Below are 22,868 nucleotides of genomic sequence, written 5' to 3' on the forward strand. Positions count from 1 at the left end.
GAAATCATCGAGGCGCCGCCCCTTGGTTTTGCCTTGCGGTAAGAAGTCCAAGAACAAAAAGCGGACCGGCTGCTTGCAGGTATCTGACCGCAGTGACCGAATGGCGGAAATGACGGGCGCAAAGCTCTCACAGCCTTTTTTTGCAGTTGAAAGGATCGGAACCAACGACCTAGAGGAGCGTCAGTTTGTTTTCGTGGAACGGCCGATATGGGGCCATCTTCGGACTGCCCGCTTCAAGAGCGTAGAAAATGAAAGCGGTCGCGCAACCGTCATGCGCTGAATCGGTCCAAAACAGACTCTATGCCTGTCTGACCGAACGAACATTTTTTTCAACCTTAGCGACCGACTGGCCATTGCGCGTGTTGGTGATCCGTTAGCATGGCGCCGAAGATTCCCGGGAACGATGCTCAATGCCGCAGATCTGTTTCCCCGATTTTTCCTGCTTTCAGCCGGCCGGCGGCAGGCCAAGCAACGCCCGCGCCTCCGCGGCGACCGTCCCTAAACACTCAGTCAACTATACCCAAGCGAACGAGGCTTTCGGCCGTCGCAACGATTGCCTCTTCCCGCGAGCGCGGCTTCCATCCGAGCAGGTGCGTTGCCTTTTCTCCGCTGGCGTTCATGTCGGCACCGAGTTGCCACATGATCCCCCGCATGGCCGGGTTGAATAGAGCTACGAGACGGACGAACCAATTGGGCAAGACGCGCGTGTTAACTTTGCGCGCAGTCAAACCGGTACGCTCCTTCAGCAGTTTGGCAATGTCGACCAACCACAAACTATTGCCCGTTGTGGCTAGGAAACGCTCGCCCTTGGCGGCAGGGTCGACCATCGCGCGCAAATGCAGATCAGCGACGTCACGGACATCGACGACGCAGGTGTTGATCTTGGGGCAACCCGGCTGGCCCCCCAGCATGTTTTTGATCAGCCGGATTGAATGCGAGTAGTCAGGGCCGAGTGCTGGTCCGAGTACGGTCGTCGGATTGACAGTTGCAAGCTCAAGACCGTTTCCTTCCCGAGCAATGAAGTCCCAGGCCGCGCGCTCGGCGAGCGTCTTTGACTTCTGGTAGGGCGCGATGTTGCCGTCGAGATCACTCCAGTCGGTCTCGTCGAAGGGGCGGTTCCGTGGTTCGGAACGGCCACCGGCGATCGCGCCGAATGCCGAGGTGAGCACCACCCGTTTGACACCTGCATCGCGCGCAGCCCGCAGCACGCGCAGATTCCCCTCGACCGCCGGCCTCACCCAGTCCTCCTCGCGGACCTGATCGCCAGATGGCGTTGGCGACGCGCCATGGATGACGTATCTGCATCCGCGTACGGCCTCAGGCCAGCCGGCGTCCGACTTCAGGTCCGCCTGCACAAATGACAGGCGGTCGCCCGGTTCAACACCGCCGGTCTTCAGATTGTCGAGCACTTCCTGGCTGCGCGACATCGACCGGAGGGTGGTTCTCACCCTATAGCCGGCGCCAAGAAGCGCCAGTATGCAATATTGCGCGATGAATCCGCTGCCGCCGCTCACCAGAACTAAATCTTCCGTCACCTTCGTCTCCGGGATTGCGCCCGCGCTCAGCGGTCGATACCGGCCATGATCCAGGCCGGGTAGCGGTTGCCTGCGACGGTGCCCGACGCCAGCGTTTTGTCGAGCGTCTGCATTTCCTCGTTGGTGAGGTGGACCGCATCCGCAGCGACGTTCTCCTCCAGGAAGGTGCGGCGCTTGGTGCCGGGGATCGGGACAATATTGTTGCCCTTGCGAAGCAGCCACGCTAGCGCGACTTGCCCAGGCTTCACATCTTTGGCATTCGCTATGGTAAAGACGGCTTCCGCGGCCCGAACGTTGGCGTAGTAGTTTGTACCCTGATAGCGCTCGTCGTTGTGACGAGTATCGTTGGCAGGATATTCCTCCGCCCGCTTGACCGCACCGGTGAGGAAACCACGACCGAGCGGTGCGAAGGGCACCAGGCCGATGCCAAGCTCGCGCATTGTGGGGATCACATCGACCTCCAAATTGCGCTCCCAGAGCGAGTACTCGCTTTGCAGCGCGGACACTGGATGGACGGCGTGGGCGCGGCGCAATGTAGCGGCACCCACTTCGGAGAGGCCAAAGAAGCGCACCTTACCTTCCTGCACCAGTTCGCCGACCGTGCCGGCAACGTCTTCGATAGACACATTCCGATCAATGCGATGCTGGTACAAAAGATCGATGTAATCGGTCTGGAGCCGGCGCAGCGATCCCTCCACAGCGCGGCGGATTGCCTCGGGGCGGCTGTCGGTCTCCGCACCGAGTTGGCGGCCGTTCTCGAACTTGAAACCGAACTTGGTCGCGATGACCGCCTTTTCGCGCCGATCGCGAAAGGCGCGTCCGAGTAGTTCCTCGTTGGTATAGGGGCCGTAGCCTTCGGCGGTGTCGAAGAAATCGCAGCCGATCTCTATCGCCCGGTGCAAGGTTGCGATTGATTCCGCCTCATCCGCGGGGCCATAAGATTGGCTCATCCCCATACAACCGAGACCGATAGCTCCGACCTCCAGTCCCTGTGTGCCTAGCCGACGCTTGCTCAATGCCATGATCAGTATCTCCGTGAAGGTTTCCTAATATCTTAGGCTCTGCGCACTTAAAATGCTTGCAAGTCCGCAATACTTGCGCGATAGTCCGGCCATGCCCAATGAACCTTTTTCCGATATTCTGAAACTGACTCGTGCGGAAACGCTGGTGACAGGTGGCTTCACTGCCGGGGGACCATGGGCACTCCGCTTTCCGATTCCCAAGACAATCAAGTTTTTTGCAGTGCTCAAGGGGAGTTGCTGGGTCACGCTCGATGGGCAGGAAGCGATCAATTTCTCCGCGGGCGATGTAGGATTGTTGTCCGCTCCCTTGGCTTTCGAGCTCGCCAGCGATCCATCTATTCCTCCCGTCGATGCAATGAGCCTGTTTTCCGGCGCTGGAAGAACCGACGTGCGAATTGGTGACGGCAGCGAGTTCGCGCACATCGGCGGGCATGTGCTACTCGACGCGACGAGCGGACGGCTCCTAACGGACGTGTTGCCGCCCTGGATCCATGTTCAGGCCGGTCGGCCTGAGGCAGCTACCTTCCGTTGGCTACTGGACCGTTTGGCCATGGAGCGCGCCAACGATCTGCCGGGTGCCGAACTCGCGGCCGCTCAACTCGCTCAATTGCTGTTCATCGAGATCTTGCGAGCCCATCTGTCGCAGAACAGCGTCGAGCAGACTGGGTGGCTGCGAGCGTTGGCCGATCCGGGGATCGTGCCTGCTATCCGGTTGATGCATGCCAATCCGGCAAGAGCCTGGCATCTTGAGGATTTGGCCGAAGCTTGCGCCATGTCGCGAACGACGTTCGCTGAGCGTTTCCGGACCGTGGCTGGGATTGCACCACTCGCCTATCTCACAAACTGGCGCATGCGATTGGCGGAACGGGCCCTGCGGGAAGAGGCAAGACAACCGGTCGCTTCGATAGCAACCACGGTCGGGTACGCGTCAGAGAGCAGCTTCAGCAACGCGTTCAAACGCATAACCGGCGCATCGCCGCGAGAATTCCGAAACGCGAGCCATCGGCCAATCATCGCGGTTCAATCACCAGAGGCTGCGGATGGCTGAAACATTGCGGCCCGAAAGATATGGCCCAACGATCGCTATTCTTTCCGGACGCTCGCTCGTGAAATCACCTCTTCTTTGGTCATATCGACGGCTTGATTTTGATCGCAGTCTTGCCGAATGGTGATCCCGATCCGATCAGACTTTGCCTGATCGCCTCACCGCGATGATATGAGGCTGGTATTCGATGATCGGCATCTATCCTTCGAAGGCGGGTTCCAAGATTTGGCTGGCAGGATTGCTTAGCCCTGAACCCGCCACCCGCATCCTCGCGCGGTATCGGCCCGGACTTTCATTGAACATCCGCTTGAACGCGAGGCCGAAGGCTGTCTCGGAGTCGTAGCCGATCTTGTTTGCAATCGTCGCCAGGGTGTCGGTGTCACTCCTCAACACATGACGTGCGAGCGTCATCCGCCAACGGGTTAGATATTCAAGCGGCGGCAGCCCGACCTTTGCTCGAAAGCGCTCGGAAAAACTTGTGCGCGACATGGCTACCGCCGTTGCCAGATCAGCAACTTTCCAATTTCGTTGGACCTCGGCGTGCATAGATCGCAGTGCCTCCCCGATCTTTGGATCACCAAGCGCCCCGAGCCACCCGACCGGGGGAGCATCGCTGGCCAGGTGAGCGCGCAGAATATTGACGAGGACGATCGAGGCGAGGCTTGCCGCGATGACGGTCGCGGCTGGGCGCACCGTCTCGGTTTCGAGCTGGATGAGTTCGAGTGCCGGCCGAAGTGATCGAGCTTGCGGACTGTCGCCACGAATAACGATCACCGGGGGTAGCAGATCAACGAGCCATCCGCTCATCTCCTGATCGAAGACGAACCGGCCGCCAGCACCGATCGTCTGGGGGTGGCCAGCCCCAAAACGGACGACGCCATCGTTGCAAAGGTTCGCAGCCATGACCTCCACGCCTTCCAGGACCGGCGCAGCCAGATCGCTGGCGAAGCAATAGGGCCGGCCATCGGTCAGAAGGTAGAAATCACCGGGGTTCAGCTTCACCCGTTCACTCGATCCGTCGATCCAGAGCCATCTGGCACCTTCGATCACGCCCCCGAACTTGACATGGCGATAAGCCGGAAAGCGCAATGCCCACGGCCCCGCCGCTTCGATCCGAGCCGAGAGTACGCTCTCCACTTTAAGCAAGGCAAAGACATCAGACAGAGGATCCATTGGCCATTCTCGTATGATCGAATAGGAAATGCGGACGCGACATTATGGATCGTCCGCCAAATCTACGCAACTATGCGGACAGTTCAATATGGATGATCTCTGATGACCTCTCATATGAAAGCCTGGCGGCTGGAGCGGCCCGGTGGCGCTCTGACCTTCAAGGATGTTCCCATCCCGGAACCGCGTCCCGGAAGCGTCTTGGTGCGCATCGAGGTTTCCACCCTGATGTCCTACATGAAGGGCTACGTCGAAGGACGCCTGCCCTTCTACAATCCGCCGAAGGTCGAGTATACCATCGGTACAAACGGCGTGGGGATCGTCGAGGCAGTCGGCGGCGATGTCTGGCACATCAAGCCCGGTCAGCGCGTCTTGATCTCCTCACACTTCATCGCTCGGGATAATGTGGATGATCCCAATCAGATCCTGATCGGCCTGACGGCGGGGACCGGCGCCGACGCGATGCTGTCGGACTGGCCAGACGGGACGCTTGCAGAATACGCCTTGGTACCCGTCGAGGCTGTCACGCCTGTCGATGGCTTGGACCACGTCGATGCGGCCCATCTTGCTGCTGTGTCCCGCTGCATAATTCCCTTTGGAGGCCTGCTGCGCGGACGGCTGGCAGCCGGGGAGACCTTGGTCGTCACGGGGGCAACAGGCGCCTATGGCACCGCGGCGGTTTTGCTCGCAGTCGGCATGGGAGCTGCACGCGTCGTCGCCGCCGGACGCAATCAGGCCCGGCTGGAAGCAATCGCCGAGGCGGGCGGCCCACGTGTGGCAACGGTGGTGCTGAAGGGAGATCCGGCTGAGGATGCTGCGGCGTTGCGCGCGGCTGCCAGCGGCGGTGCACACATGGCATTCGATATGGTCGGTAATGCGACTGACACGAACGCAACCCTTGCGGCGCTGAGTAGCCTGCGCCGCGGCGGCCGGCTGGTGCTGATGGGAAGCATGACGACACCCCTGCCCGTTCCCTACACCCTGGTGATGCTGAACGATTGGGAGATCCTCGGCCAGTTCATGTACCCCGCAAGAGCCTATGGCCGTCTGCTGGAACTGCTTCGCAGCGGCCTGCTCGATGTCGGCCGGATCCAGCCACGCCTCTATCCGCTCTCCAACCTATATGAGGCCATGGACGTGGCCGCAGCTGCCAGCAATTTCGAATACGTTGTGATGCAACCTGACTATCGAGGAAAATAGATATGCCCTCCAAGCAAGCCCCGATTCATTCCGGCTTCGGTCCAAAGAGCACCGCCGTCGAGACACTCGGCGATACCGATCTCACCGGTAGGATCGCCATTGTAACCGGAGGAGCATCGGGGATCGGGCTGGAGACGACGCGCACCCTGACGCAAGCCGGTGCGACCGTGATCGTGCCGGCGCGCGACCCGGTCAAGGCAGCGGCAGCCCTGTCCGGCATCCCCCGTGCCGAGGTCGGCAAGCTTGACCTGATGGATCCAGCCTCCATCGACGCCTTTTCCGAGACCTTCCGTGGCAACGGTCGCCCGCTCCATCTGTTGATCAACAATGCCGGGATCATGGCCGCGCCGCTGGTGCGCGACGCGCGAGGATACGAGTCGCATTTTTCGGCCAATCATCTCGGCCATTTTCATCTCACCGCTCGGCTCTGGCCGGCTTTGCAACAGACCAAAGCTGCGCGGGTCGTCACCCTTTCCTCAGGCGCCCACCGGCAGGCGGCGGTGGATTTTGACGATCCCAATTTCGAGCGCTGCGACTACGACAAATGGAAGGCCTATGGACAATCCAAGACCGCCAATGTGCTGTTCACCGTCGCCTTGGATCAGAGGGGAGCGTCGGACGGCATCCGAGCTTTCGCCGTCCATCCCGGGCGGATCGAGACAAATCTACAGCGTTTCATCCCAATGGAGGAATTGCAGGCTCGCGGCCTTCGCAACGAAAACGGGGAAATTCCTCCGGAGCAACGCAGTCTTTACAAGACTCCACAACAAGGTGCCGCGACCACGATCTGGTGCGCAGTGAGCAAATCTCTCGATGGCCTGGGCGGAGTCTATTGCGAGAATTCGGACATCGCGCAAGCCGTCCCATCCGATCACAAGCCGCTCGACGGGGTCCTTCCCTGGGCAATCGATGAGGAAGCGGCGGAGCGTCTTTGGACATTGAGCGAGCAGATGACCGGCGCCGTTCTATAGCATGCTGGTCAATCAGTGGCCAACCGCGGCAGGTTGGTGCAAGCAGCGAACCCTGTAGCGGTCAAGCGATAGGAAGATGGCAATTTGGCCGCCTTCCTATTATCGGATTCCACCGGCGCGTTGGCGATTACGCATCCAGCCGCGCCTGGCTGAAGAACTCCAGCCCGCCGCAGGCCCGTCTTCAGGAATCTGTCACCACACATTGGCAGTCCTGCCCTCTCTTGCCGTTTTGGTGTCGCGGTGGAGACAACGCGCAACCTGAAGCCGCGCGTTCTCTACGATGTCAGGGGTTCGGAAGAAATTTGAGGAGCTCCGCAATGATAGCTTCTGGAGCATCTTCCTGGACTATATGTCCAGCGTTGGGAATTATTTTGAGCTTGGAACCGGCAATCTTCTCGGCGAGCTTATAGGCGAAGTCGACCGAGATCCATTTGTCTTCCTTACCCCAAAGGATCATCACCGGGCACCGGAAGCTGTCGTACTTGGATTCGATCTCGTCGGTGTATTTTTCGTCGAACTGCGCGATCTGCCTCCAAAACGCGGGCTGTCCCAATGGTCCAAACCACGGCTCAGCGTAAAGCGCCATTGCCTCAGCAGACAGGGGCGTAAAAACCGCTCCCTCAATATAAGCGGGCACGACCGCCCGTTGGATGAAGTCAGGCAAGCCAGCAAAAATGCTTTCATGCTGACGAGCGTAACGTGGAAGCGGGGTTCCCCAGGGGGAGAGAGCAACAGGATCAATTAGCGTCAGCGAACGGTAGTTACGCTTGTTGAGAAGATGGCCGCGCAAAACCGTTGCGCCTCCGAAATCGTGACCAACCACATCCGGGGATCCCAGCCCCCAGTGCTCAAGCAAAGCTGCAAAGATTTCGTTTTGAACGCCCAGCGACACGATCTGTCCGTCCCGCATCTCAGACTGACCATAACCGAGAAGGTCGTAATAATAGACCCGGTACCGATCTTCCAGGTGAGGGATAATTTTCCTCCAGACAACTGAACTAAACGGGGTTCCGTGAACCAGCACCAGAGGAGGTCCCTCGCCTCGGATGTTGTAACGAATCTTCTGACCTTCGTATTCGAAGACATGCGGGAGATCCCAGATCTTGCTCAAATCAGCTGCCGACATATCTAACCCTTTCTTTATTGACTTCGGGTTAGATAAACTGCCCCTCTTCGATCGGCAACCGAAAACACTTCTAACGGAGTTCAGTTTTGCTTATGCAGCAATCAGACTTATTGAATTTTCGCGGATCCTGGCATGACAGAATGGCCTGAAAAAACCTTCCTTGGCGGACACCCGGTTCTTAATTTCCTGAACACGGCAGGGGGCGAGACGAAAGGGCGCGACGTAGAGCGTCTGGTTGATTTTGAAGCCTTCATTTCGTGGTGCGAGGTAAGCGAAGTCGTTTCGACAGAAGAAAGTTCATTGTTATCGCAAGCGGCTTCGCGGTCGCCAGGCGGCTCGGTAGACCGGCTTACTTCGGTACGGACATTCCGAGAAGCGACGTACGGCTTTTTGAATGCTGCCGTGCATGGCCGGCCACCCGAATCCGTTGATGTAGCCTTGATTGAGGACGCTTGTAGGAAAGCTTATATTGCCGCGAGACTGAATAGCCCCGATGGGCGACACTTCGAATGGCAACTCGCGGTCAACGAGAACGAGATCGATCTACCAATGCATCGGCTCGCGCTCCTGACGTCGACTCTCATCACGCAGACGCCCGTAACGGATATTAGACAATGCGAGATGTGCAGCTGGTTATTCATCGACTCATCCACGACGAAGCGACGCCGTTGGTGCTCTATGGCCTTGTGTGGTAACAGGGCGAAAGCGCAAAGACATTACTATCGCAGTAAAGACGTCAAACACTGACCATTGGCCATTCGTACCGGGTACAGAAAATCTGTGCGGCGGTCAGTTCAGGCATTCAATATATGCGCTTTTTCAGCTTAAGAAGCGAAGGGACAAGCTCTGCTGCTTCTCGGCAAACCACGGCGCCAGCTTTTTCGAGTTCATCACCCACGTCTACAGGAAGACTGGAGTTCGAGCCTTCCGGGATCTGGTTGAGGCGGCCACCGATCATGACGGGAGTTTCAAGACCTCGCTTTGCGAGCTCGGTCTTGAGTTTCAGGTAATAGTTCAGGGCGACGCCGTTGTAGGTACTGATGGCCACCGCGGTTGCACCAGTTTTCTGAACCAGCTCAGCGACTTTTTCCGGATCGGTTGAGACGCCTCCATCAAGACTATCGACGTTTAATTGCTTCAGCATCTCGTCGATCAACATCTTTCCATGTTCATGGACATCGCTTGTGGCGACTAACACGACTTGCTTGGTGGCTTTCAGGGCCTCTCGATCCATTTGAGTGACGCTCCTCAGCGCTGCCTCAGCCATCTCATGGATTTCCGTCAGGATAGTAGCGGCAATCACCGGCTCACGATCGCCTCGGGAGCTTCTCGTACCCACACCCCACTCGCGTTCCAGATACCGTGCGCCCAGGCGACGCATAGCGAGCAACATTTCGAAAGCGTCACGCGTGTCGACGCCTGCGTTCGCCAGTCCTTGGGTGACATTGCGGGCGAACCGCCTGCCTTCCTCGAGGAGCGCAGTTGCAATCCGGTCGATCTCCAATTTTGCCCAATTATCGTCATCAGCCTGCACGAAGACTGCGCCGGCGTCATAAGGGGAAGCGAAGTCGACGGAAACCCGGGCTCTGACGGAAAAGGTCCCTTCCGCTACCTCGGTAGCCAAGGAAAGGACATCGTTGCGACGGAAGCTGTCCGCGGGGTGGTGGAACCAATCGGTGTTTGTGTTGGCGGTAAGGATCAAGTTCTTATCGCCAATCAAAACCGTTCCGTAGCTTTCGCCGCGGACCTGCATTTTATTTAAGTTCATCTACGACTTCCGATCGCTTGTGACATGGATTGCTTTCTGAAACGTCGACGGTTCAGGTTTCCAGAAGAACGGCGCGTGCTGGTGAGAAGGCAATTGCAACGAACCGGACACCATCAGGATCGCATGGAATGCGTCAGCGACAATATCGCAATGTAGGTAATCCCACGGTGAGGGCCGTCTTGCGAGGTTGATGCGAACATCGGAAGTCCTAGTGCAAACACTAGGAGTAGTCCTATGACCAAGCATCCGATTGAAGTGATCACGTCTGTCGAGCGCCGTCGGCGCTGGTCTCGCGAGGACAAAGAGCGACTGGTTGCAGCCTGCCTTGAGCCTGGTGCGGTTCTTTCCGAGATTGCCCGTGCGGCCGGCATCCACGTGAGCCAACTCTTTCGGTGGCGCAAGGAACTCTGCCGGATCGAGGAGCCGTCGACGCAGGTGTCGAGCACCTTGGTGCCCGTGATCGTTTCGGAGGCCGCGCCGGCAGCCCAGCCCGCTGCCTCAGAAGCGCCGGCCTCATCGCATCCCCGCCGGAAGCGCAGCGATGTGACGATTGATCTGGGCCGCGGTCGTCGTGTCCGTGTGGACAGCGACATCGACACGGAGGCACTTGGCCGCATTCTCGATTGTGTGCTGGGTCGGCGATGATCCCGGTTCCTGCTGGTGTGAAGGTCTGGCTGGCGACCGGCCATACGGACATGCGCAAGGGCTTTCCCGGTCTGTCGCTGATGGTGCAAGAGACACTGAAGCGCGATCCGATGTGTGGGCACCTGTTCGTGTTCCGCGGGCGTGGCGGCGGCCTGATCAAGGTCATCTGGCATGATGGTCAGGGAGCCTGCCTGTTCACGAAGAAGTTGGAACGTGGACGCTTCATATGGCCGTCGGCGGCCGATGGGACGGTCGTGATTACGCCTGGGCAGCTCGGTTATTTGCTGGAAGGTATCGACTGGCGGATGCCGCAAAAGACCTGGCGACCAACCTCGGTTGGATGAGCAAAAACACTGGAATAGCGGGGACGAATATGATTCCATCTGGCCGTGAACAGCCCTGTCGACCAGCTTCCAGATGACCTTGCCAGTGCGCTCGCACTGCTGGCGGAAGAGCGAGCGCTGCGTGTTGCTGCCGAGGTGGAAGCGGCGACAGCCAAGGCGGAAGCTGCCAGCGCAAAAGCGCTCGTGTCACATTCCGAGGCGCTGATCGCGCGGCTGAAGCTGGAGATCGAGAAGGTCCGCCGAGAGCTTTACGGCAGCCGCTCTGAGCGCAAGGCGCGGCTTCTCGAACAGATGGAACTGCAACTCGAAGAACTCGAAGCTGATGCCGGCGAAGACGAACTCGCGGCAGAGATGGTTGCCAAAAGCTCGACCGTCAGGGCCTTCGAGCGCAAGCGTCCGTCACGCAAGCCCTTTCCTGAACACCTGCCGCGCGAGCGCGTCGTTATTGCCGCCCCATCCAGTTGCCCATGCTGTGGATCGGCCAAGCTGTCGAAGCTCGGCGAGGATATCACCGAGACCCTGGAGGTCATCCCGCGTCAGTGGAAGGTTATCCAGACGGTGCGGGAGAAGTTCACCTGCCGCGAGTGCGAGAAGATTACGCAGCCGCCAGCACCCTTCCATGTGACACCCCGCGGCTTTGCCGGCCCGAACCTTCTGGCGATGATCCTGTTCGAGAAGTACGCCCAGCATCAGCCGCTCAATCGCCAGAGCGAGCGCTTTGCCCGAGAGGGGATCGATCTCAGCGTGTCAACGCTTGCCGATCAGGTCGGCGCGTGTGCTGCAGCCCTGAAGCCCATCCATTCGTTGATCGAGGCCCATGTCCTAGCGGCCGAGCGGCTGCATGGCGACGACACGACTGTGCCGATCCTGGCGAAGGGAAAGACCGATACCGGCCGCATCTGGACCTACGTTCGGGACGATCGGCCGTTCGGCGGACAGTCACCGCCCGCCGCCCTCTACTATTCCTCTCGGGATCGGCGGCAGGAGCATCCAGAGCGACATCTGAAGACCTTCACCGGCATTCTGCAGGCGGATGCCTATGGCGGCTATAACCCGCTGTTCAAAGCAGATCGCGATCCCGCGCCTCTGCGCCAAGCACTCTGCTGGGCACATTCGCGCCGCAAGTTCTTCGTGCTGGCCGACATTGCCACGAACGCCAAACGTGGCAGCAAAGCCGCACCGATCTCACCAATGGCATTGGAGGCCGTCAAACGGATCGATGCCCTGTTCGATATCGAACGGGAGATCAACGGTCTTAGCCCCGAGCAGCGCCAGGAGCGCCGCCGCAAAGGCAGCCAGCCGCTCGTCGAAGAACTGCATGACTGGCTCCAAACCGAGCGGGCAAAGCTGTCGCGCAGTTCTCCTGTCTCTGAGCCGATCGACTACATGTTGAAGCGCTGGAACGGCTTCACGGCCTTCCTCGAAGACGGCCGGATTTGCCTGACGAATAATGCCGCCGAACGCGCGCTCAGAGGCTTTGCTCTCGGAAGAAAGTCATGGCTCTTCGCCGGATCGGATCGTGGTGCTGATCGTGCCGCCTTCATGGCCACGCTGATCATGACCGCCAAGCTTAATGACATCGACCCACAGGCTTGGCTCGCCGACGTTCTCGCCAACATTGCCGACACGCCGATCAGCAGGCTGGAGCAATTGCTGCCGTGGAACTGGAAACCGACGCAAACAGCAGCCGTTGCGGCATAGGATCAACGATGGATCGCAAAGCCAACCGAGCTATCATTCGGAAAATATTGCTCACCGAGTGGGACCCCATCGGGGTGTCGGACATTCCTGAAGCGCAAGACGAATATGATGCCTATGCCGATACCGTCTTTGGCATGCTGGCCAACCAAACCGCCTCAGTTGATGCCATCGCCCAGTATCTCTTCAAGATCGCGACCGAGCACATGGGGCTCTCATACCCAGAACTTACAGAGCGCTGTGATAAGGCGGCAAGAGCCGTCGCGGCACTTCAGTCAGACCGCTGAACCTACACACCATCAGCGCCAGGTGCGGCAATCACCGGATGCTTACCAATGTAGTCAAACCTGACGCGATGTGACGTTGTCGATCAACAGCAGACCATCTCGCCAAGGCCTCGAGAAATAGTGAGCTAGTCACCGGGTGCGCTAACAATGGAGCCGAAGGTGCTCTTCTTGATTCAGTGGAACTTGATGCCATTCGACGTTTGGCGAATTTGAACCAACTCGAACCGTTGACCCGTCGCTTTGCGAGCATCAGACCATGATTTTTCGTTGCAACTTAGCGGCTATGGCTACCCACTCGAACCTGCCGCAATCTCGTTGGATCGCAACTGTAGTTCGGGTCAAGCGGCGCTTGTCTCAGAAGACGTAGCATCTTGCGCGCCAAGCTGAAAATTTAGCTGCCGGGCAAAGTGTCGGGCCATTCTTGCGATCCATGAAGGACGCGCAGGACACGAACTGCTGTTTCCGTAGCGACATATGCAGCGATATATGGCGTTCCGTTGATCACCAGTTCGCGTGTCCCAGCAATTCTTCCAACGCGACCGCTTGCTGGAAAATCGACCAAGCGGCGCGCAGCGGCCATGATCCGCTCGTCGATCATTACAGCGGCCGAAGGATTCTCTGCCTCGATATAGGTGAATATGGCGTCTCGGTCCGACAGCGCGAACGCAGACCATGTAAGCTTCACGACTTGAGAGCACCTGCTTTGACGCGCGCTATCGCCCGGCGCTCCTCGAAGTGTGCCTCGACGTCAAAATCTGACACGTCCGGTCGAGTGTCGTTCAGTGCTTCGAGTACCTTCGTGCGAAACCAAGCATCGTGAGCCTCGCTTCCCGAAAAAAGTTCAAGTGGCAGCGCACCCTCGTTAGCTGTCCGCGTGAGCAGGATGCGGACTGCATCTGATACCGTCAGGCCCATGTTCTCAAGGACGGCGGAAGCACGATCCCGAACTTCGGCATCGATACGTGTTTGGACAAGTGCGTTTGCAGCCATGGCTATCTCCAAATTTAATAGCAAGGTAATGCATTTGAATGACAAAATCCATAGTAAGTTTCCGGCCGAGAAGGCCCCTATTCAGATCATCGACGACGCGATTTTCTCGTGCGGCGTATCATGGAACTAGCGGGCGGACTCGCAAACGGTGCTTCTTATCTGAAAGCCGCCGTTAGATAGCTTATTAAACTGAGAACGGCGGTGCATACATCGGCCATCGGTAGTAGCGGAATAATCCGACCGCGGCCGGAGTGCCCCTCTCCAGGCTTTGGCCGGACGAGTTTGCGACGCTGCTGTGTGCCACCGAGGGCGACGATCATGTCGGCTACCTGCTCCGGCTCTCCGAAAGGGAGATGATCGAACGGGATCGCCATAAGGTCGAACGCCGGATCAAGGCTGCTAAATGCCCTGTCGTGAAAAGCCTCGACAGCTTCGACTTCGCTGCCATCCACAAGCTCAACAAGATGCAGGCTGCGAATGGATCGAGCGTCGGGACAACGTCATCGTTCTCGGCCTCAGTGGAACCGGCATGACGCATGTGGCGCTCGGCCTCGGGCTGGCGGCCTGCCAAAAAAGCCTCTCTGTCGGCTTCACCACAGCGGCCGCTCTGGTCAGTGAAATGGTGGAGGCCCGTGACGAGCGGCGTCTGCTCCGCTTCCAGAAGCAGATGGCCACCTACAAGCTGCTGATCATCAACGAACTGGGCTTCGTGCCGCTATCCACGACTGGCGCGGAATTGCTGTTCGAGTTAATCTCACCACGCTACGGGCGCGGTGCCACCCTGATCACCAGCAATCTTCCATTTGACAAATGGACCGAGACCTTGGGATCCGAACGTCTGACCGGCGCGCTGCTCGATCGCATCGCCCACCATGTCAACATTCTCGAAATGAACGGCGACAGCTATCGTCTCGCCCAAAGCCGAGCCCGCAAGGCAGGCTAAAACTCTTCTCAAAAAATCGCCGCCCCGGCATGAGCCCCCGCTCGGGCTACGCCCTCCCGGGGGCTCATGCCAGCGCTATGGTGGCCGACTTTTGCTCCGCTCCGTGGCAGGTTTTTAATCCGCCGTTGACAAAAGCGAACCCCAGCTCGCGTTTCCATTGCTCATTTTTGGTTGCGATGAGTTCGGCAACCGCCGGGTTAACCCCTCCGAAGCCGATGAGCGAAACATTGTAGATAGTCATGTAAAGCCTCCATCAGTGTTATCCACGAAGGCTCCCATTGCCAACTTACGTTAGCATTTCGACCAAACTGCTTACCGGAGTGCCCACTTCTGTGCACTCCGCACGGGGGTCGACCAACTCAACATTCCAGAACGTTCACGGCCAATACGTGCGATCTCTGACGTCTCTAATTGTCCAATGTCATGGACGCTAAGTTATGTTTTTGCTGCCTTCTGAGACGCGCGGTGAGTGACTAACTTCTTGCCATGAGAACGGGAAAAAGCGAGGCAGCCGATCCATTCGGCTCGAGCGCTGGCCGGCCTCATCATCAAAGAAGGAGCCAAGTTATGAAATCGCTTACAGGTAAACGTGCCTTTGTAACTGGCGCCAGCCGCGGCATCGGCGCCGCAATCGCACGCCGCTTCGCAGCGGAAGGCGCATTTGTCGCCATCGGCTACGAGCGGTCAGCCGAGGCCGCCAACGCCATCGCCAACGAAATTGAAGCAGGCGGCGGCCGCGCCGTCACAATCCAAATGAATGCTGCCGACCCGATCTCGATCAAGAAGGCGGTTGACCAGGCCGCCTCCGAACTTGGCGGCCTAGATGTCCTCGTGAACAATGCCGGCATTATCAGCTACGGCACGCTCGAAGAGGTCACTCTTGAGCAAATCGACGCCATGCTGCACGTGAACGTGCGGGCGGTCATCCTCGCGAGCCAGGCAGCGCTACCCCACATGTCTGACGGCGGCCGTATCATCTCGACCGGCAGCAATCTGGCCACACGCGTGCCGGACGCCGGCAAGGCTTTGTATTCCGCTAGTAAGGCAGCGTTGCTCGCCTGGACGCAGGGCACAGCCCGCGATCTCGGCCCGCGCGGTATCACTGTCAACCTCGTGCATCCTGGCTCGACCAATACTGACATGAACCCCGCCGACGGTCCTCACGCCGAAGCCCAACGTCAGCGCATGGCCATCAAGCAATATGGTCGGGCCGAGGATGTCGCCGCAGCCTATGCTTTCCTCGCAACCGACGAAGCGCGGTCCATCAACGGGACGGGTATCGTTGTGGACGGTGGAGCAAACGCATGAACTCCGCCAGCGACCATTCCGAACATATCTTGAACAAAGCCCTGCTTTTGCTGCACCGGCGATAACAATCGTTGTTGCCTCCGTATTCATCGTTGTCGGGCTCCTTCCCCTGGTTTCGCAGGATCTGCGCATCCCCCTTGCGAAGGAGGGAGATCTGGCGGGCTGGTGGGCATTTTCGGCGGCGGTCGCCGGTCCCTTCGTCACGTTACTCGCGAGCTGGATGGCGCCGCGGGTAGGCGCTTCGCCGAATGAAGCTTTGCTGGTCGCTTGGAACAGTAATCATGGCAAAGCTGATAGCGACGCCATACTCGCCGAAATCGGGATCGCCGGCTGAGATTGCGATTGTATCCACCGACGGACATCGGCGTCCTGCAAAAGACGCATCAAATCATCTATCTTCGCCTGCGTAACCTGGGCGGGTGCCGCGATCGACGAAGATGAATTCTTCTCAAAAAGCGCCTGGGCCGAAGACGCGGAAGCGATGAGCAGAAAGAACAATACGGTGAGCCATCTCATCGGAATTCTCCAATAGCTGTCGATCTCGGGCCTCGACCCGCACTTTGGCAAAGAGATGCCGGGGCACCCTCTCGTGACGCGCCGGCATAGATTCAGGTCACCCGATCATTCGTTTGGCTCGTTCGATCAGAGCCTTCGACTGATCATCTCGGCCATCATCATCGTGGTCACATTGGTCGGTGCTGAAACGATATCGGGCATGATGGATGCGTCGACCACATGCAGGTTTTCCGTACCGCGGACTGCTCCATTCTCGTCAACGACGACGGTAGGATCTTCGGCACTTCCCATCGGAACGGAGGACGTGGGGTGAGAATAGCCGTCGACCTGCTCGATGATCGCTTTCTCTAGCGAAGCGTCGTCATCGACATCCTTTCCAGGGAACATCTCCATCTCGATCATGTCGCTGAAGGGTGCCGTTCTGCCGATCCGGCGCGACAGCTTTACGGCTTCCATCATCCGGCGCAGATCGCTTGGATCCTGGAAGAAGTTGAAGCGGATCAGCGGCATGGCGCGTGGATCGCGACTAGCAAGGCGGATCGATCCGTTGGACTTTGGCAGTGTTACCGAGCAGGCAAGCACAATCGCACGGCCCGTCGGACTTTGAGCCGGGTCGAAGATATGCGTTCCCGAGACGTGTAGATCGAGCTCATCCGTGCCAGCCTCGCTGGAATTGGTCCAGACGATGGCCCCTGCCGCTGGCGTCATCGAATTGGCATCCGGCTTCAGAGCGTAGATATTGTAGTAGAATGGGTGTTCCTTCAGCAGGTTTCCAACGGGTGCGTCAACGACAACCGGAATATCCAGCTCGCGCAGATGCGAGGACGGTCCAATACCGGAGCGCATGAGGATAGCGGGGCTGCCATAGGTCCCGGAGGACAGGATGATCTTGCCGCCGGCGATCGTCTCCCCGCCGATGAGCGTGATGCCAATGGCACGACGCCCGCTAAAGAGGATGGAATCGACCTCGGCATGCCCCATAACTGTAAGGTTCGGCCTGCAACGCACATCGTCCGTTAGGTAGGCCATGCCGGTGTTGATCCGGCGGCCATCCACGACGTTCAGCGGATAGGGCGAAACCCCGTTCTGCTCGGCACCGTTGAAATCGCTGATACGGGCGAGGCCTGCAGCTTCCGCCGCCAACACGAAGGCTTGCATCGACGGCGTATTTTCTCCCATCGTTCTCTGTCGGATCGGGAACGGGCCAGAACGACCGTGCCAGGCGTCATCTCCGGTCGGAGTATTCTCGAGCGATTTGAAGACTGGCAGGACGTCTTCAAAGGTCCAGCCCTTGACTCCGCGAGCTGTCCAGCGTGCGAAGTCGGACCTGCGCGCACGCATTGCGACAGCCGCATTGACAGCCGAACCACCACCGAGAACCTTGCCGCGCAATGCCCTGACATCATGCCCGGGACCAAAATGATCCTGCGTGCGGTAGCCCCAGTCATGCTCCGCATCGCCACCCACGCGGTTCGCATTAGCGATGACGTCGGGAAAGTCGGCGGCCGCATAGGCGGGGCCGGCTTCGATGAGCAGGACCTTCCTGCTGGCATCTTCGCTCAATCGGTTCGCCAGAACCGCGCCGGCAGAACCTCCTCCTGCGATGATGACGTCATATGTGGTAACGGTTGGCATATCCATCTCCTCTAGCAGTTGGCCCAATTTCGCCTCAACCACGGTTGAAAGCGGCGAGCATGAACTGTGCTGCACGGTCGAGTGCTGTTCTGGCGCTCTCGATATGCTCGACGTCGAGCTGGAAAACGTGGTGCATGCCTTCCCAGATCTCGAGCTGGACAGGGACGCCAGATTGAGCTGCGCGGTCGGCGAATTGCCGGGAGTCATCGAGCAGGCGCTCATCGGTGCCGACCTGGATCAGCAATGGCGGCAGTTTTTGAAGATCACCCAGCAGAGGCGACGCCAGCGGATCGGAGGCGCTGAACGAGCCGATATATTTTTGGGCGCAGTCCTTGAGGTAGTCATAAACGATCAGCGGATCGACAACGGATTGATCCACCATCGAAGCGCCAGAGAGGGTCAGATCGACCCAGGGAGAAAACACGACGCCGGCGACTGGCTTCACGTCCGAGTTCCCGTTGCCGAGTTGCGTCAACGTCACCAGCGAAAGTCCGCCGCCGGCAGAATCGCCGACGATAGCGATTTTTTGGAAGCCCTGAGCGATAAGCCAGTCCCAGGCAGCTAGTGCCGTGTTCGGCGCCGTCGGCAAAGACGCTTCAGGCGCAAGTGGATACTCGAGGATGAAAGCCGAAACCCCGGTGCGGGCAACGATCTGGCTTACAAAACCGCGATAGGCTTGCGACGAACCAAGAACGTAGCCGCCACCATGGATATAGAGGAATGCCTTGGAGGTGCTTGCCTGTTCCGGACGAACCCACCAGCCGCTGACGCCACCCTCATCGACAGCTTCGAAGCTTACGCCGTCCACAAGTGGGCTTGCCGAGATGAACGCTTCGTAAGTGGCGCGCAGGTCGCTCGTGGCCGATGCCCAGAAATCAGCAAACCGCTGGCGAAGGGCGTCTTCGCGGGCACGCTCTACGTCCGAAATCGTGACGACTTCGGTCTTCGCCTTGATATCAGTGGTCTTCAGAACATCCAGCATGGTCTTACTCCGTTTGTACCGCTCGTCCGGCGGCGTTCGAGGATTAGGATTCGAGATTGCCCGATGTAAAGTCGCCCTCGAAGGCGCCTTCAGGCGCCGCCGTTGGTCTTCATCCAAGGCAGGATTCAGGGGATCGGTTTTGCCGCGAGAAGTACGAAATGAGCCTCTTCATTGGCCTCGATGTGAACTTCCGTTTCCGATCCTGCAGCCACCGTCGTTGCGGTTCCTGCAGTAAGGTCTCGGCTCTCGCTGGCCGCTTTGAGCGTGATCGTGCCCGAGACGGCATAGATCCATGCCCCCCGGCCCTCCGGCATCAGATGTGAAAACTGTGCGCCTGAATGGAGGAAGCCATCCAGCATGGTCATTTCCTCCGGCGTTCCCTGGGCACCGGCGACGTGACCGCTGCGGCCAAGAACGACGCGGATACGAAAGTCCGGCGTTTCGATGACTGGCATGCTAAGCGCTTCCACATGAAGCGCTCGGGCCGGTTCCCTCTTCAGGCGCTCCGGCAGATCGACGAAGATTTGCAGTGCGTGGGTTCTTCCACCTTCCTCGGGCTTTTCCTCATGCACTGCACCGCTCGCCGCAGCCAACCAGTAAAGATCTCCTGGCTTCAAGGCGACATTATTCCGGAGTGTATCCCGGTTCAGAAACGCCCCTTGGGAATCTTCGAAGATAGCAGTGACAGCTGATATATCTTTATGAAGATGCGGGTCGAAGGTAGGGGCCGTCATGACAAAATGATCGATCATGAGAAGCGGGTTCATCCGACCATCGAACATCTTCTCGGAGAAGTGGACTGCGACGAATCCGCTGCCGATTTCACGTGGCAAACCGGTGACGATCGCACCTATTCTCGCCGCATCATCCCGCGGGATCTCAAATGTTGCAGCCGTTTGCATCTCGTTCGCTCCGTTGACAGGTGTCTGCCAACGAATTTGCGGCCAACTGCATCAGACGAGAAGTCGCTAATGTCCCAACCTTGCGTTCAAGAAACTGGACGATCCCTATAACAAGACTGCTTTCGGAAATTCCGCAGCCAGATGATCGAGAAAAGCGCGAACCGATGGAAGCAGGCCTTGCCGGTAAGGAATAAGTGCCGTCAGTGTGGAATCGCCTGCTAGCCAATCCGGCAGGATGCGCCTGAGGGCACCGGATTGAACTGCTGCCCTGGCGATGTAACCTGGTAGAGCGACCACACCAATTCCTTTGATGGCCGCTTGCTGAAGACCAACCATGTCGTCTCCAATCAGTCGGGGTGTCAGCGGCACCACAACTTCGTCTCTCGCCTGGCGCGCATGACGTAATCGCCAGACCGGCGAAACCCCGGTCCTCATCATGAACAGCGACGGATGAGTCTGGAGATCTTGAGGGCGTTTTGGAGCACCATTTTTTTCGATATAATCAGTTCCGGCAAAGAGATACCAGGGGGCGGGCGCAAGCGTCCGCTGGACGAGGTTGGAATCGGGAAGAGGATCGGAATGCGCCCGGACCGCGAGGTCAAAATTCTCACCGACGATATCCACCGTCCGGTCGGCAGCATGGGCGAAGATATTGACCTTGGGATACTTCACCAGAAAATCGGCAATAATATCCGCCATGGCAAACTGCATCGTTGCGACACCCGCCGTGCAGCGCACAGTGCCGGTCGGCTCGGTTAGCCGGTGCCTTATTGTCGTTTCCGCCATTTCGGCTTCACGCAGCATGGCGACGGCGTGGCGATAAAAGTCGCTTCCCGCGTCCGTCATACTGAAACGACGTGACGTTCGGTTGAGCAAGCGGACCCCGAGTTCCTTCTCGAGCTCCTGCATACGGTGGCTGAGTGTCGACTTCGGCACTCGAAGTGTTCGGCCAGCTGCCGTGAAGCCTCCGCGATCGACGATTTGCACATAGTAAAAGAAATCATTTAAATCGAGCATCACACATCGTTCATTTGGTCGGACGTTGCGTTGTGGTTTTGACGGCTTTTGAGCCATTCGTCCAGACACTAGCTAATGCCGGATACTGAATTTGAGGGATTTGCTGTCTCAGGGTCGCGTTAAACGACTCTCTTGTTCACCTACCCGCTAGCGAGGAAGCCGATGTCTGCAGGCCATGAGCCACTGGCTCGCATTGACACGGTCTTGAGGGTTCGTCCCGAGCTCCAGTACTTTTGTCATTTCAGGCTCGTGGAGCCTTTCTCATCCCGATGCAGGCTCAGGATGGGCAGCATTTCATATCGCCATCAGGGGCGATGGAGAGCCCGGATTTAAGCTTGTCACGCTCAAGGCAGGAGATGTGATCTTACCGCCACAGCCTGCAGACCAAGGGATGTAAGGCGCCTGCACAATCGCCATTGAGATACCGGGCGGACCGTGCCCTGTGGCGAAATCGGCGATCATTTGGTCAACGTATTCGCCGTGGCGCTGCAGATTGGTGTCACCCCGTACGATCGGCAGATGCGGAGCCGATGCGGCCTGAGAAAAAGCCGGAACGGAGAAGCTTGCTGAGGCAGCCAGAGCTGCCTGCAGGAGGTTTCTAGTGACGGTCATGGTTTGATCCTCTGGCGCAAGGGAATGCCTTTGGCTGCATCGGGTCCGATGCCCCTTACGTAACGTTGATTTTAAGATTGCTCGAAAGAAAAGCCGATTGGGTGCGTGGTCCCTGTTCAGGCTTTAGCGGTGAAAGAGTGTGAGAACTTCGTGCATTTGGTTCGTCTGCTCCTTGCGTTGCGATGAACAAAAGTTAGGAGGAACCTCAGGCATTGTGGATGGCCGTGCCGCTCACTCTCTTGTCCCAGAGGATCGTTTCACGATGGCCAAGTGCGGTCGAGTTCAGGCGCGTCTACAATCGGGCCGACCCGACAGATCTGCATTGAAAAGACGAAACGAACATCACGCCGTCGTCCAATGGGTAGGACTTCAGGTTGCGTTTTTGCTGACTTTTGGGCTGCTCGTGACAAGGCTAACTTATCCTGGTCACGAACGAAATGAACCGCCGCGAGTGAGCTGGTTGAGTTCAAAAGGAGAAACGCAATGACCAACCGCACCTACGAACCTCTTACCGCCGACAATGCCGCCGTCATTCTGGTCGACCATCAGGTTGGTCTCATGACAGGCGTGCGTGATTATTCCACTGGCGAACTCAAACACAATGTTGTCGCGCTCGCAAAGGCGGCGAAGGCCTTAAACCTGCCGATCGTCGTCGTCACCACGGCTCGCGACAGCATGTGGGGGCCGACCATTCCCGAACTCGTCGAAGCGCTGCCGGGCATCGAGATCATCGACCGTTCCTCGGTCAATGCTTATGACGACGAACGCGTCGCCAAGGCAATTGAGGCAACCGGCCGCAAGAAGTTGATCTTCGCGGGCATTTCTCTGGAAGTCTGCGCGGCTTTCCCGGCCATGACGGCAGTCGCCCGCGGCCTCGACGCTTATATTGCCGTGGATGCTTCGGGCACCTTCAGCGAAACCAAGCGGCAAGCGGGCCTCCTTCGCATGCAGCAGGCGGGCGTCATCCTGTCCGACTACGCCACCCTCATGGTGGAGATCCTCAAGGATAACGGCCGCCCGGAAGCCGGAGCCGTCTACGCCGCCCTCGACATGCCCTGGGCCACTCTTGTCGGCCAGGTCGCCAAGGCATACGGCAAGTAAATCCCAACGACTATATCCGACCATCACGCGTCGCGAGACCTATTCGCCTGA

Annotated in this window: 24 protein-coding genes and 1 pseudogene; 11 read left to right on the top strand and 14 right to left on the bottom strand. The window is 58.4% G+C overall.

The window, feature by feature from the left end; translation table 11 throughout:
- Positions 1 to 506: 506 nt before the first annotated feature.
- Together J0663_RS24670 and J0663_RS24675 are read right to left on the bottom strand one after the other, a co-directional pair.
- Complete coding sequence (locus J0663_RS24670) at positions 507 to 1,535, bottom strand: SDR family oxidoreductase (protein ID WP_207244655.1); 1,029 nt, start codon at positions 1,533 to 1,535, stop codon at positions 507 to 509.
- 26 nt (positions 1,536 to 1,561) lie between these two features.
- Positions 1,562 to 2,557, bottom strand: a complete 996-nt coding sequence (locus J0663_RS24675) for an aldo/keto reductase (protein ID WP_207244656.1) — start codon at positions 2,555 to 2,557, stop codon at positions 1,562 to 1,564.
- A 91-nt stretch (positions 2,558 to 2,648) separates the two neighbouring features.
- Here J0663_RS24675 and J0663_RS24680 point away from each other — a divergent pair, with 91 nt between their 5' ends.
- Positions 2,649 to 3,605 carry an AraC family transcriptional regulator gene (locus J0663_RS24680; protein ID WP_207244657.1) on the top strand — a complete coding sequence of 319 codons (957 nt, stop codon included), beginning with the start codon at positions 2,649 to 2,651 and terminating at the stop codon, positions 3,603 to 3,605.
- Positions 3,606 to 3,800: 195 nt separating this feature from the next.
- On the opposite strand, the gene J0663_RS24685 is transcribed toward J0663_RS24680, so the two are convergent.
- Positions 3,801 to 4,775 carry an AraC family transcriptional regulator gene (locus J0663_RS24685; protein ID WP_207244658.1) on the bottom strand — a complete coding sequence of 325 codons (975 nt, stop codon included), beginning with the start codon at positions 4,773 to 4,775 and terminating at the stop codon, positions 3,801 to 3,803.
- Positions 4,776 to 4,877: 102 nt separating this feature from the next.
- On the opposite strand from J0663_RS24685, the gene J0663_RS24690 reads away from it, so the two are divergent.
- A complete protein-coding gene (locus J0663_RS24690) occupies positions 4,878 to 5,972 on the top strand; it encodes a zinc-binding dehydrogenase (RefSeq protein ID WP_221121893.1) in 1,095 nt (364 codons plus the stop codon).
- A gap of 2 nt (positions 5,973 to 5,974) precedes the next feature.
- Positions 5,975 to 6,943 (top strand): oxidoreductase, encoded by a 969-nt coding sequence (locus J0663_RS24695; RefSeq protein WP_207244659.1) that lies wholly within the window; start codon positions 5,975 to 5,977, stop codon positions 6,941 to 6,943.
- 283 nt (positions 6,944 to 7,226) lie between these two features.
- Here J0663_RS24695 and J0663_RS24700 read toward each other — a convergent pair whose 3' ends face one another.
- Entirely contained in the window at positions 7,227 to 8,069 is an 843-nt protein-coding gene (locus J0663_RS24700) for an alpha/beta fold hydrolase (protein ID WP_207244660.1), read from the bottom strand.
- 132 nt (positions 8,070 to 8,201) lie between these two features.
- On the opposite strand from J0663_RS24700, the gene J0663_RS24705 reads away from it, so the two are divergent.
- Positions 8,202 to 8,816 (top strand): CGNR zinc finger domain-containing protein, encoded by a 615-nt coding sequence (locus J0663_RS24705; RefSeq protein WP_207244661.1) that lies wholly within the window; start codon positions 8,202 to 8,204, stop codon positions 8,814 to 8,816.
- 55 nt (positions 8,817 to 8,871) lie between these two features.
- Here J0663_RS24705 and J0663_RS24710 read toward each other — a convergent pair whose 3' ends face one another.
- The gene (locus tag J0663_RS24710) at positions 8,872 to 9,837 is read right to left on the bottom strand and encodes a DUF1349 domain-containing protein (protein WP_207244662.1); all 966 of its coding nucleotides are present in this window, start codon (positions 9,835 to 9,837) and stop codon (positions 8,872 to 8,874) included.
- Between the two features lie 234 nt (positions 9,838 to 10,071).
- On the opposite strand from J0663_RS24710, the gene tnpA reads away from it, so the two are divergent.
- Genes tnpA through J0663_RS24730 form a run of 4 tightly spaced genes read left to right on the top strand, consistent with a single transcriptional unit; the run spans position 10,072 to position 12,811 of the window.
- Positions 10,072 to 10,482 carry an IS66-like element accessory protein TnpA gene (tnpA, locus tag J0663_RS24715; protein WP_096772345.1) on the top strand — a complete coding sequence of 137 codons (411 nt, stop codon included), beginning with the start codon at positions 10,072 to 10,074 and terminating at the stop codon, positions 10,480 to 10,482.
- Entirely contained in the window at positions 10,479 to 10,826 is a 348-nt protein-coding gene (gene tnpB, locus J0663_RS24720; RefSeq protein ID WP_095436757.1) for an IS66 family insertion sequence element accessory protein TnpB, read from the top strand. The genes tnpA and tnpB overlap by 4 nt, the downstream gene beginning before the upstream one ends.
- A 45-nt stretch (positions 10,827 to 10,871) precedes the next feature.
- Positions 10,872 to 12,527, top strand: coding sequence for an IS66 family transposase (tnpC, locus tag J0663_RS24725; RefSeq protein ID WP_207243129.1), 1,656 nt, complete (start codon positions 10,872 to 10,874; stop codon positions 12,525 to 12,527).
- A gap of 8 nt (positions 12,528 to 12,535) precedes the next feature.
- Positions 12,536 to 12,811 carry a hypothetical protein gene (locus J0663_RS24730; protein WP_207243130.1) on the top strand — a complete coding sequence of 92 codons (276 nt, stop codon included), beginning with the start codon at positions 12,536 to 12,538 and terminating at the stop codon, positions 12,809 to 12,811.
- Positions 12,812 to 13,202: 391 nt separating this feature from the next.
- Here J0663_RS24730 and J0663_RS24735 read toward each other — a convergent pair whose 3' ends face one another.
- Together J0663_RS24735 and J0663_RS24740 are read right to left on the bottom strand one after the other, a co-directional pair.
- Positions 13,203 to 13,496: a type II toxin-antitoxin system RelE/ParE family toxin gene (locus tag J0663_RS24735; RefSeq protein WP_207244663.1), complete on the bottom strand. Its 294-nt coding sequence runs from the start codon at positions 13,494 to 13,496 to the stop codon at positions 13,203 to 13,205.
- On the bottom strand, positions 13,493 to 13,801 hold the full coding sequence (locus tag J0663_RS24740) for a type II toxin-antitoxin system RelB/DinJ family antitoxin (protein ID WP_183704861.1): 309 nt from the start codon (positions 13,799 to 13,801) through the stop codon (positions 13,493 to 13,495). Before J0663_RS24740 ends, J0663_RS24735 begins: the two co-directional genes overlap by 4 nt.
- Before the next feature lie 293 nt (positions 13,802 to 14,094).
- Here J0663_RS24740 and istB point away from each other — a divergent pair.
- Positions 14,095 to 14,744, top strand: a pseudogene (istB, locus tag J0663_RS24745) (IS21-like element helper ATPase IstB); the annotation flags it as partial.
- Between the two features lie 64 nt (positions 14,745 to 14,808).
- Here istB and J0663_RS24750 read toward each other — a convergent pair.
- Positions 14,809 to 14,985, bottom strand: coding sequence for a hypothetical protein (locus tag J0663_RS24750; protein ID WP_207245512.1), 177 nt, complete (start codon positions 14,983 to 14,985; stop codon positions 14,809 to 14,811).
- A gap of 326 nt (positions 14,986 to 15,311) precedes the next feature.
- On the opposite strand from J0663_RS24750, the gene J0663_RS24755 reads away from it, so the two are divergent.
- Entirely contained in the window at positions 15,312 to 16,052 is a 741-nt protein-coding gene (locus J0663_RS24755) for an SDR family NAD(P)-dependent oxidoreductase (RefSeq protein WP_183704862.1), read from the top strand.
- Positions 16,053 to 16,331: 279 nt separating this feature from the next.
- Here J0663_RS24755 and J0663_RS24760 read toward each other — a convergent pair whose 3' ends face one another.
- The 6 genes from J0663_RS24760 to J0663_RS24785 all read right to left on the bottom strand — a co-directional run bounded on the left by J0663_RS24760 (position 16,332) and on the right by J0663_RS24785 (position 21,716).
- Complete coding sequence (locus J0663_RS24760; protein WP_207244664.1) at positions 16,332 to 16,568, bottom strand: hypothetical protein; 237 nt, start codon at positions 16,566 to 16,568, stop codon at positions 16,332 to 16,334.
- 126 nt (positions 16,569 to 16,694) lie between these two features.
- The gene (locus J0663_RS24765) at positions 16,695 to 18,209 is read right to left on the bottom strand and encodes a GMC family oxidoreductase (protein WP_207245492.1); all 1,515 of its coding nucleotides are present in this window, start codon (positions 18,207 to 18,209) and stop codon (positions 16,695 to 16,697) included.
- Positions 18,210 to 18,237: 28 nt separating this feature from the next.
- The gene (locus J0663_RS24770) at positions 18,238 to 19,185 is read right to left on the bottom strand and encodes an alpha/beta hydrolase (RefSeq protein ID WP_207244665.1); all 948 of its coding nucleotides are present in this window, start codon (positions 19,183 to 19,185) and stop codon (positions 18,238 to 18,240) included.
- 125 nt (positions 19,186 to 19,310) lie between these two features.
- On the bottom strand, positions 19,311 to 20,087 hold the full coding sequence (locus tag J0663_RS24775; protein ID WP_207244666.1) for a pirin family protein: 777 nt from the start codon (positions 20,085 to 20,087) through the stop codon (positions 19,311 to 19,313).
- 105 nt (positions 20,088 to 20,192) lie between these two features.
- Positions 20,193 to 21,104 (bottom strand): LysR substrate-binding domain-containing protein, encoded by a 912-nt coding sequence (locus J0663_RS24780; protein ID WP_183704866.1) that lies wholly within the window; start codon positions 21,102 to 21,104, stop codon positions 20,193 to 20,195.
- A gap of 294 nt (positions 21,105 to 21,398) precedes the next feature.
- Positions 21,399 to 21,716, bottom strand: coding sequence for a hypothetical protein (locus J0663_RS24785; RefSeq protein WP_207244667.1), 318 nt, complete (start codon positions 21,714 to 21,716; stop codon positions 21,399 to 21,401).
- Between the two features lie 483 nt (positions 21,717 to 22,199).
- Here J0663_RS24785 and J0663_RS24790 point away from each other — a divergent pair, with 483 nt between their 5' ends.
- Positions 22,200 to 22,817, top strand: coding sequence for an isochorismatase family protein (locus tag J0663_RS24790; protein WP_207244668.1), 618 nt, complete (start codon positions 22,200 to 22,202; stop codon positions 22,815 to 22,817).
- The last annotated feature ends 51 nt before the right edge of the window (positions 22,818 to 22,868 follow it).

It is taken from the genome of Rhizobium lentis, from assembly GCF_017352135.1.
Lineage (GTDB): Bacteria > Pseudomonadota > Alphaproteobacteria > Rhizobiales > Rhizobiaceae > Rhizobium > Rhizobium lentis.

Coding starts and splice junctions, on each gene's coding strand:
- J0663_RS24760 (WP_207244664.1), bottom strand. CDS start 16,568: ATGAGATGGCTCACCGTATTGTTCTTTCTGCTCATCGCTTCCGCGTCT.
- J0663_RS24785 (WP_207244667.1), bottom strand. CDS start 21,716: ATGACCGTCACTAGAAACCTCCTGCAGGCAGCTCTGGCTGCCTCAGCA.
- J0663_RS24685 (WP_207244658.1), bottom strand. CDS start 4,775: ATGGATCCTCTGTCTGATGTCTTTGCCTTGCTTAAAGTGGAGAGCGTA.
- J0663_RS24755 (WP_183704862.1), top strand. CDS start 15,312: ATGAAATCGCTTACAGGTAAACGTGCCTTTGTAACTGGCGCCAGCCGC.
- J0663_RS24765 (WP_207245492.1), bottom strand. CDS start 18,209: ATGGATATGCCAACCGTTACCACATATGACGTCATCATCGCAGGAGGA.
- J0663_RS24695 (WP_207244659.1), top strand. CDS start 5,975: ATGCCCTCCAAGCAAGCCCCGATTCATTCCGGCTTCGGTCCAAAGAGC.
- J0663_RS24770 (WP_207244665.1), bottom strand. CDS start 19,185: ATGCTGGATGTTCTGAAGACCACTGATATCAAGGCGAAGACCGAAGTC.
- tnpB (WP_095436757.1), top strand. CDS start 10,479: ATGATCCCGGTTCCTGCTGGTGTGAAGGTCTGGCTGGCGACCGGCCAT.
- J0663_RS24675 (WP_207244656.1), bottom strand. CDS start 2,557: ATGGCATTGAGCAAGCGTCGGCTAGGCACACAGGGACTGGAGGTCGGA.
- J0663_RS24750 (WP_207245512.1), bottom strand. CDS start 14,985: ATGACTATCTACAATGTTTCGCTCATCGGCTTCGGAGGGGTTAACCCG.
- J0663_RS24780 (WP_183704866.1), bottom strand. CDS start 21,104: ATGCTCGATTTAAATGATTTCTTTTACTATGTGCAAATCGTCGATCGC.
- J0663_RS24700 (WP_207244660.1), bottom strand. CDS start 8,069: ATGTCGGCAGCTGATTTGAGCAAGATCTGGGATCTCCCGCATGTCTTC.
- J0663_RS24680 (WP_207244657.1), top strand. CDS start 2,649: ATGCCCAATGAACCTTTTTCCGATATTCTGAAACTGACTCGTGCGGAA.
- J0663_RS24740 (WP_183704861.1), bottom strand. CDS start 13,801: ATGGCTGCAAACGCACTTGTCCAAACACGTATCGATGCCGAAGTTCGG.
- J0663_RS24790 (WP_207244668.1), top strand. CDS start 22,200: ATGACCAACCGCACCTACGAACCTCTTACCGCCGACAATGCCGCCGTC.
- tnpA (WP_096772345.1), top strand. CDS start 10,072: ATGACCAAGCATCCGATTGAAGTGATCACGTCTGTCGAGCGCCGTCGG.
- J0663_RS24705 (WP_207244661.1), top strand. CDS start 8,202: ATGACAGAATGGCCTGAAAAAACCTTCCTTGGCGGACACCCGGTTCTT.
- J0663_RS24710 (WP_207244662.1), bottom strand. CDS start 9,837: ATGAACTTAAATAAAATGCAGGTCCGCGGCGAAAGCTACGGAACGGTT.
- J0663_RS24690 (WP_221121893.1), top strand. CDS start 4,878: ATGACCTCTCATATGAAAGCCTGGCGGCTGGAGCGGCCCGGTGGCGCT.
- J0663_RS24775 (WP_207244666.1), bottom strand. CDS start 20,087: ATGCAAACGGCTGCAACATTTGAGATCCCGCGGGATGATGCGGCGAGA.
- J0663_RS24730 (WP_207243130.1), top strand. CDS start 12,536: ATGGATCGCAAAGCCAACCGAGCTATCATTCGGAAAATATTGCTCACC.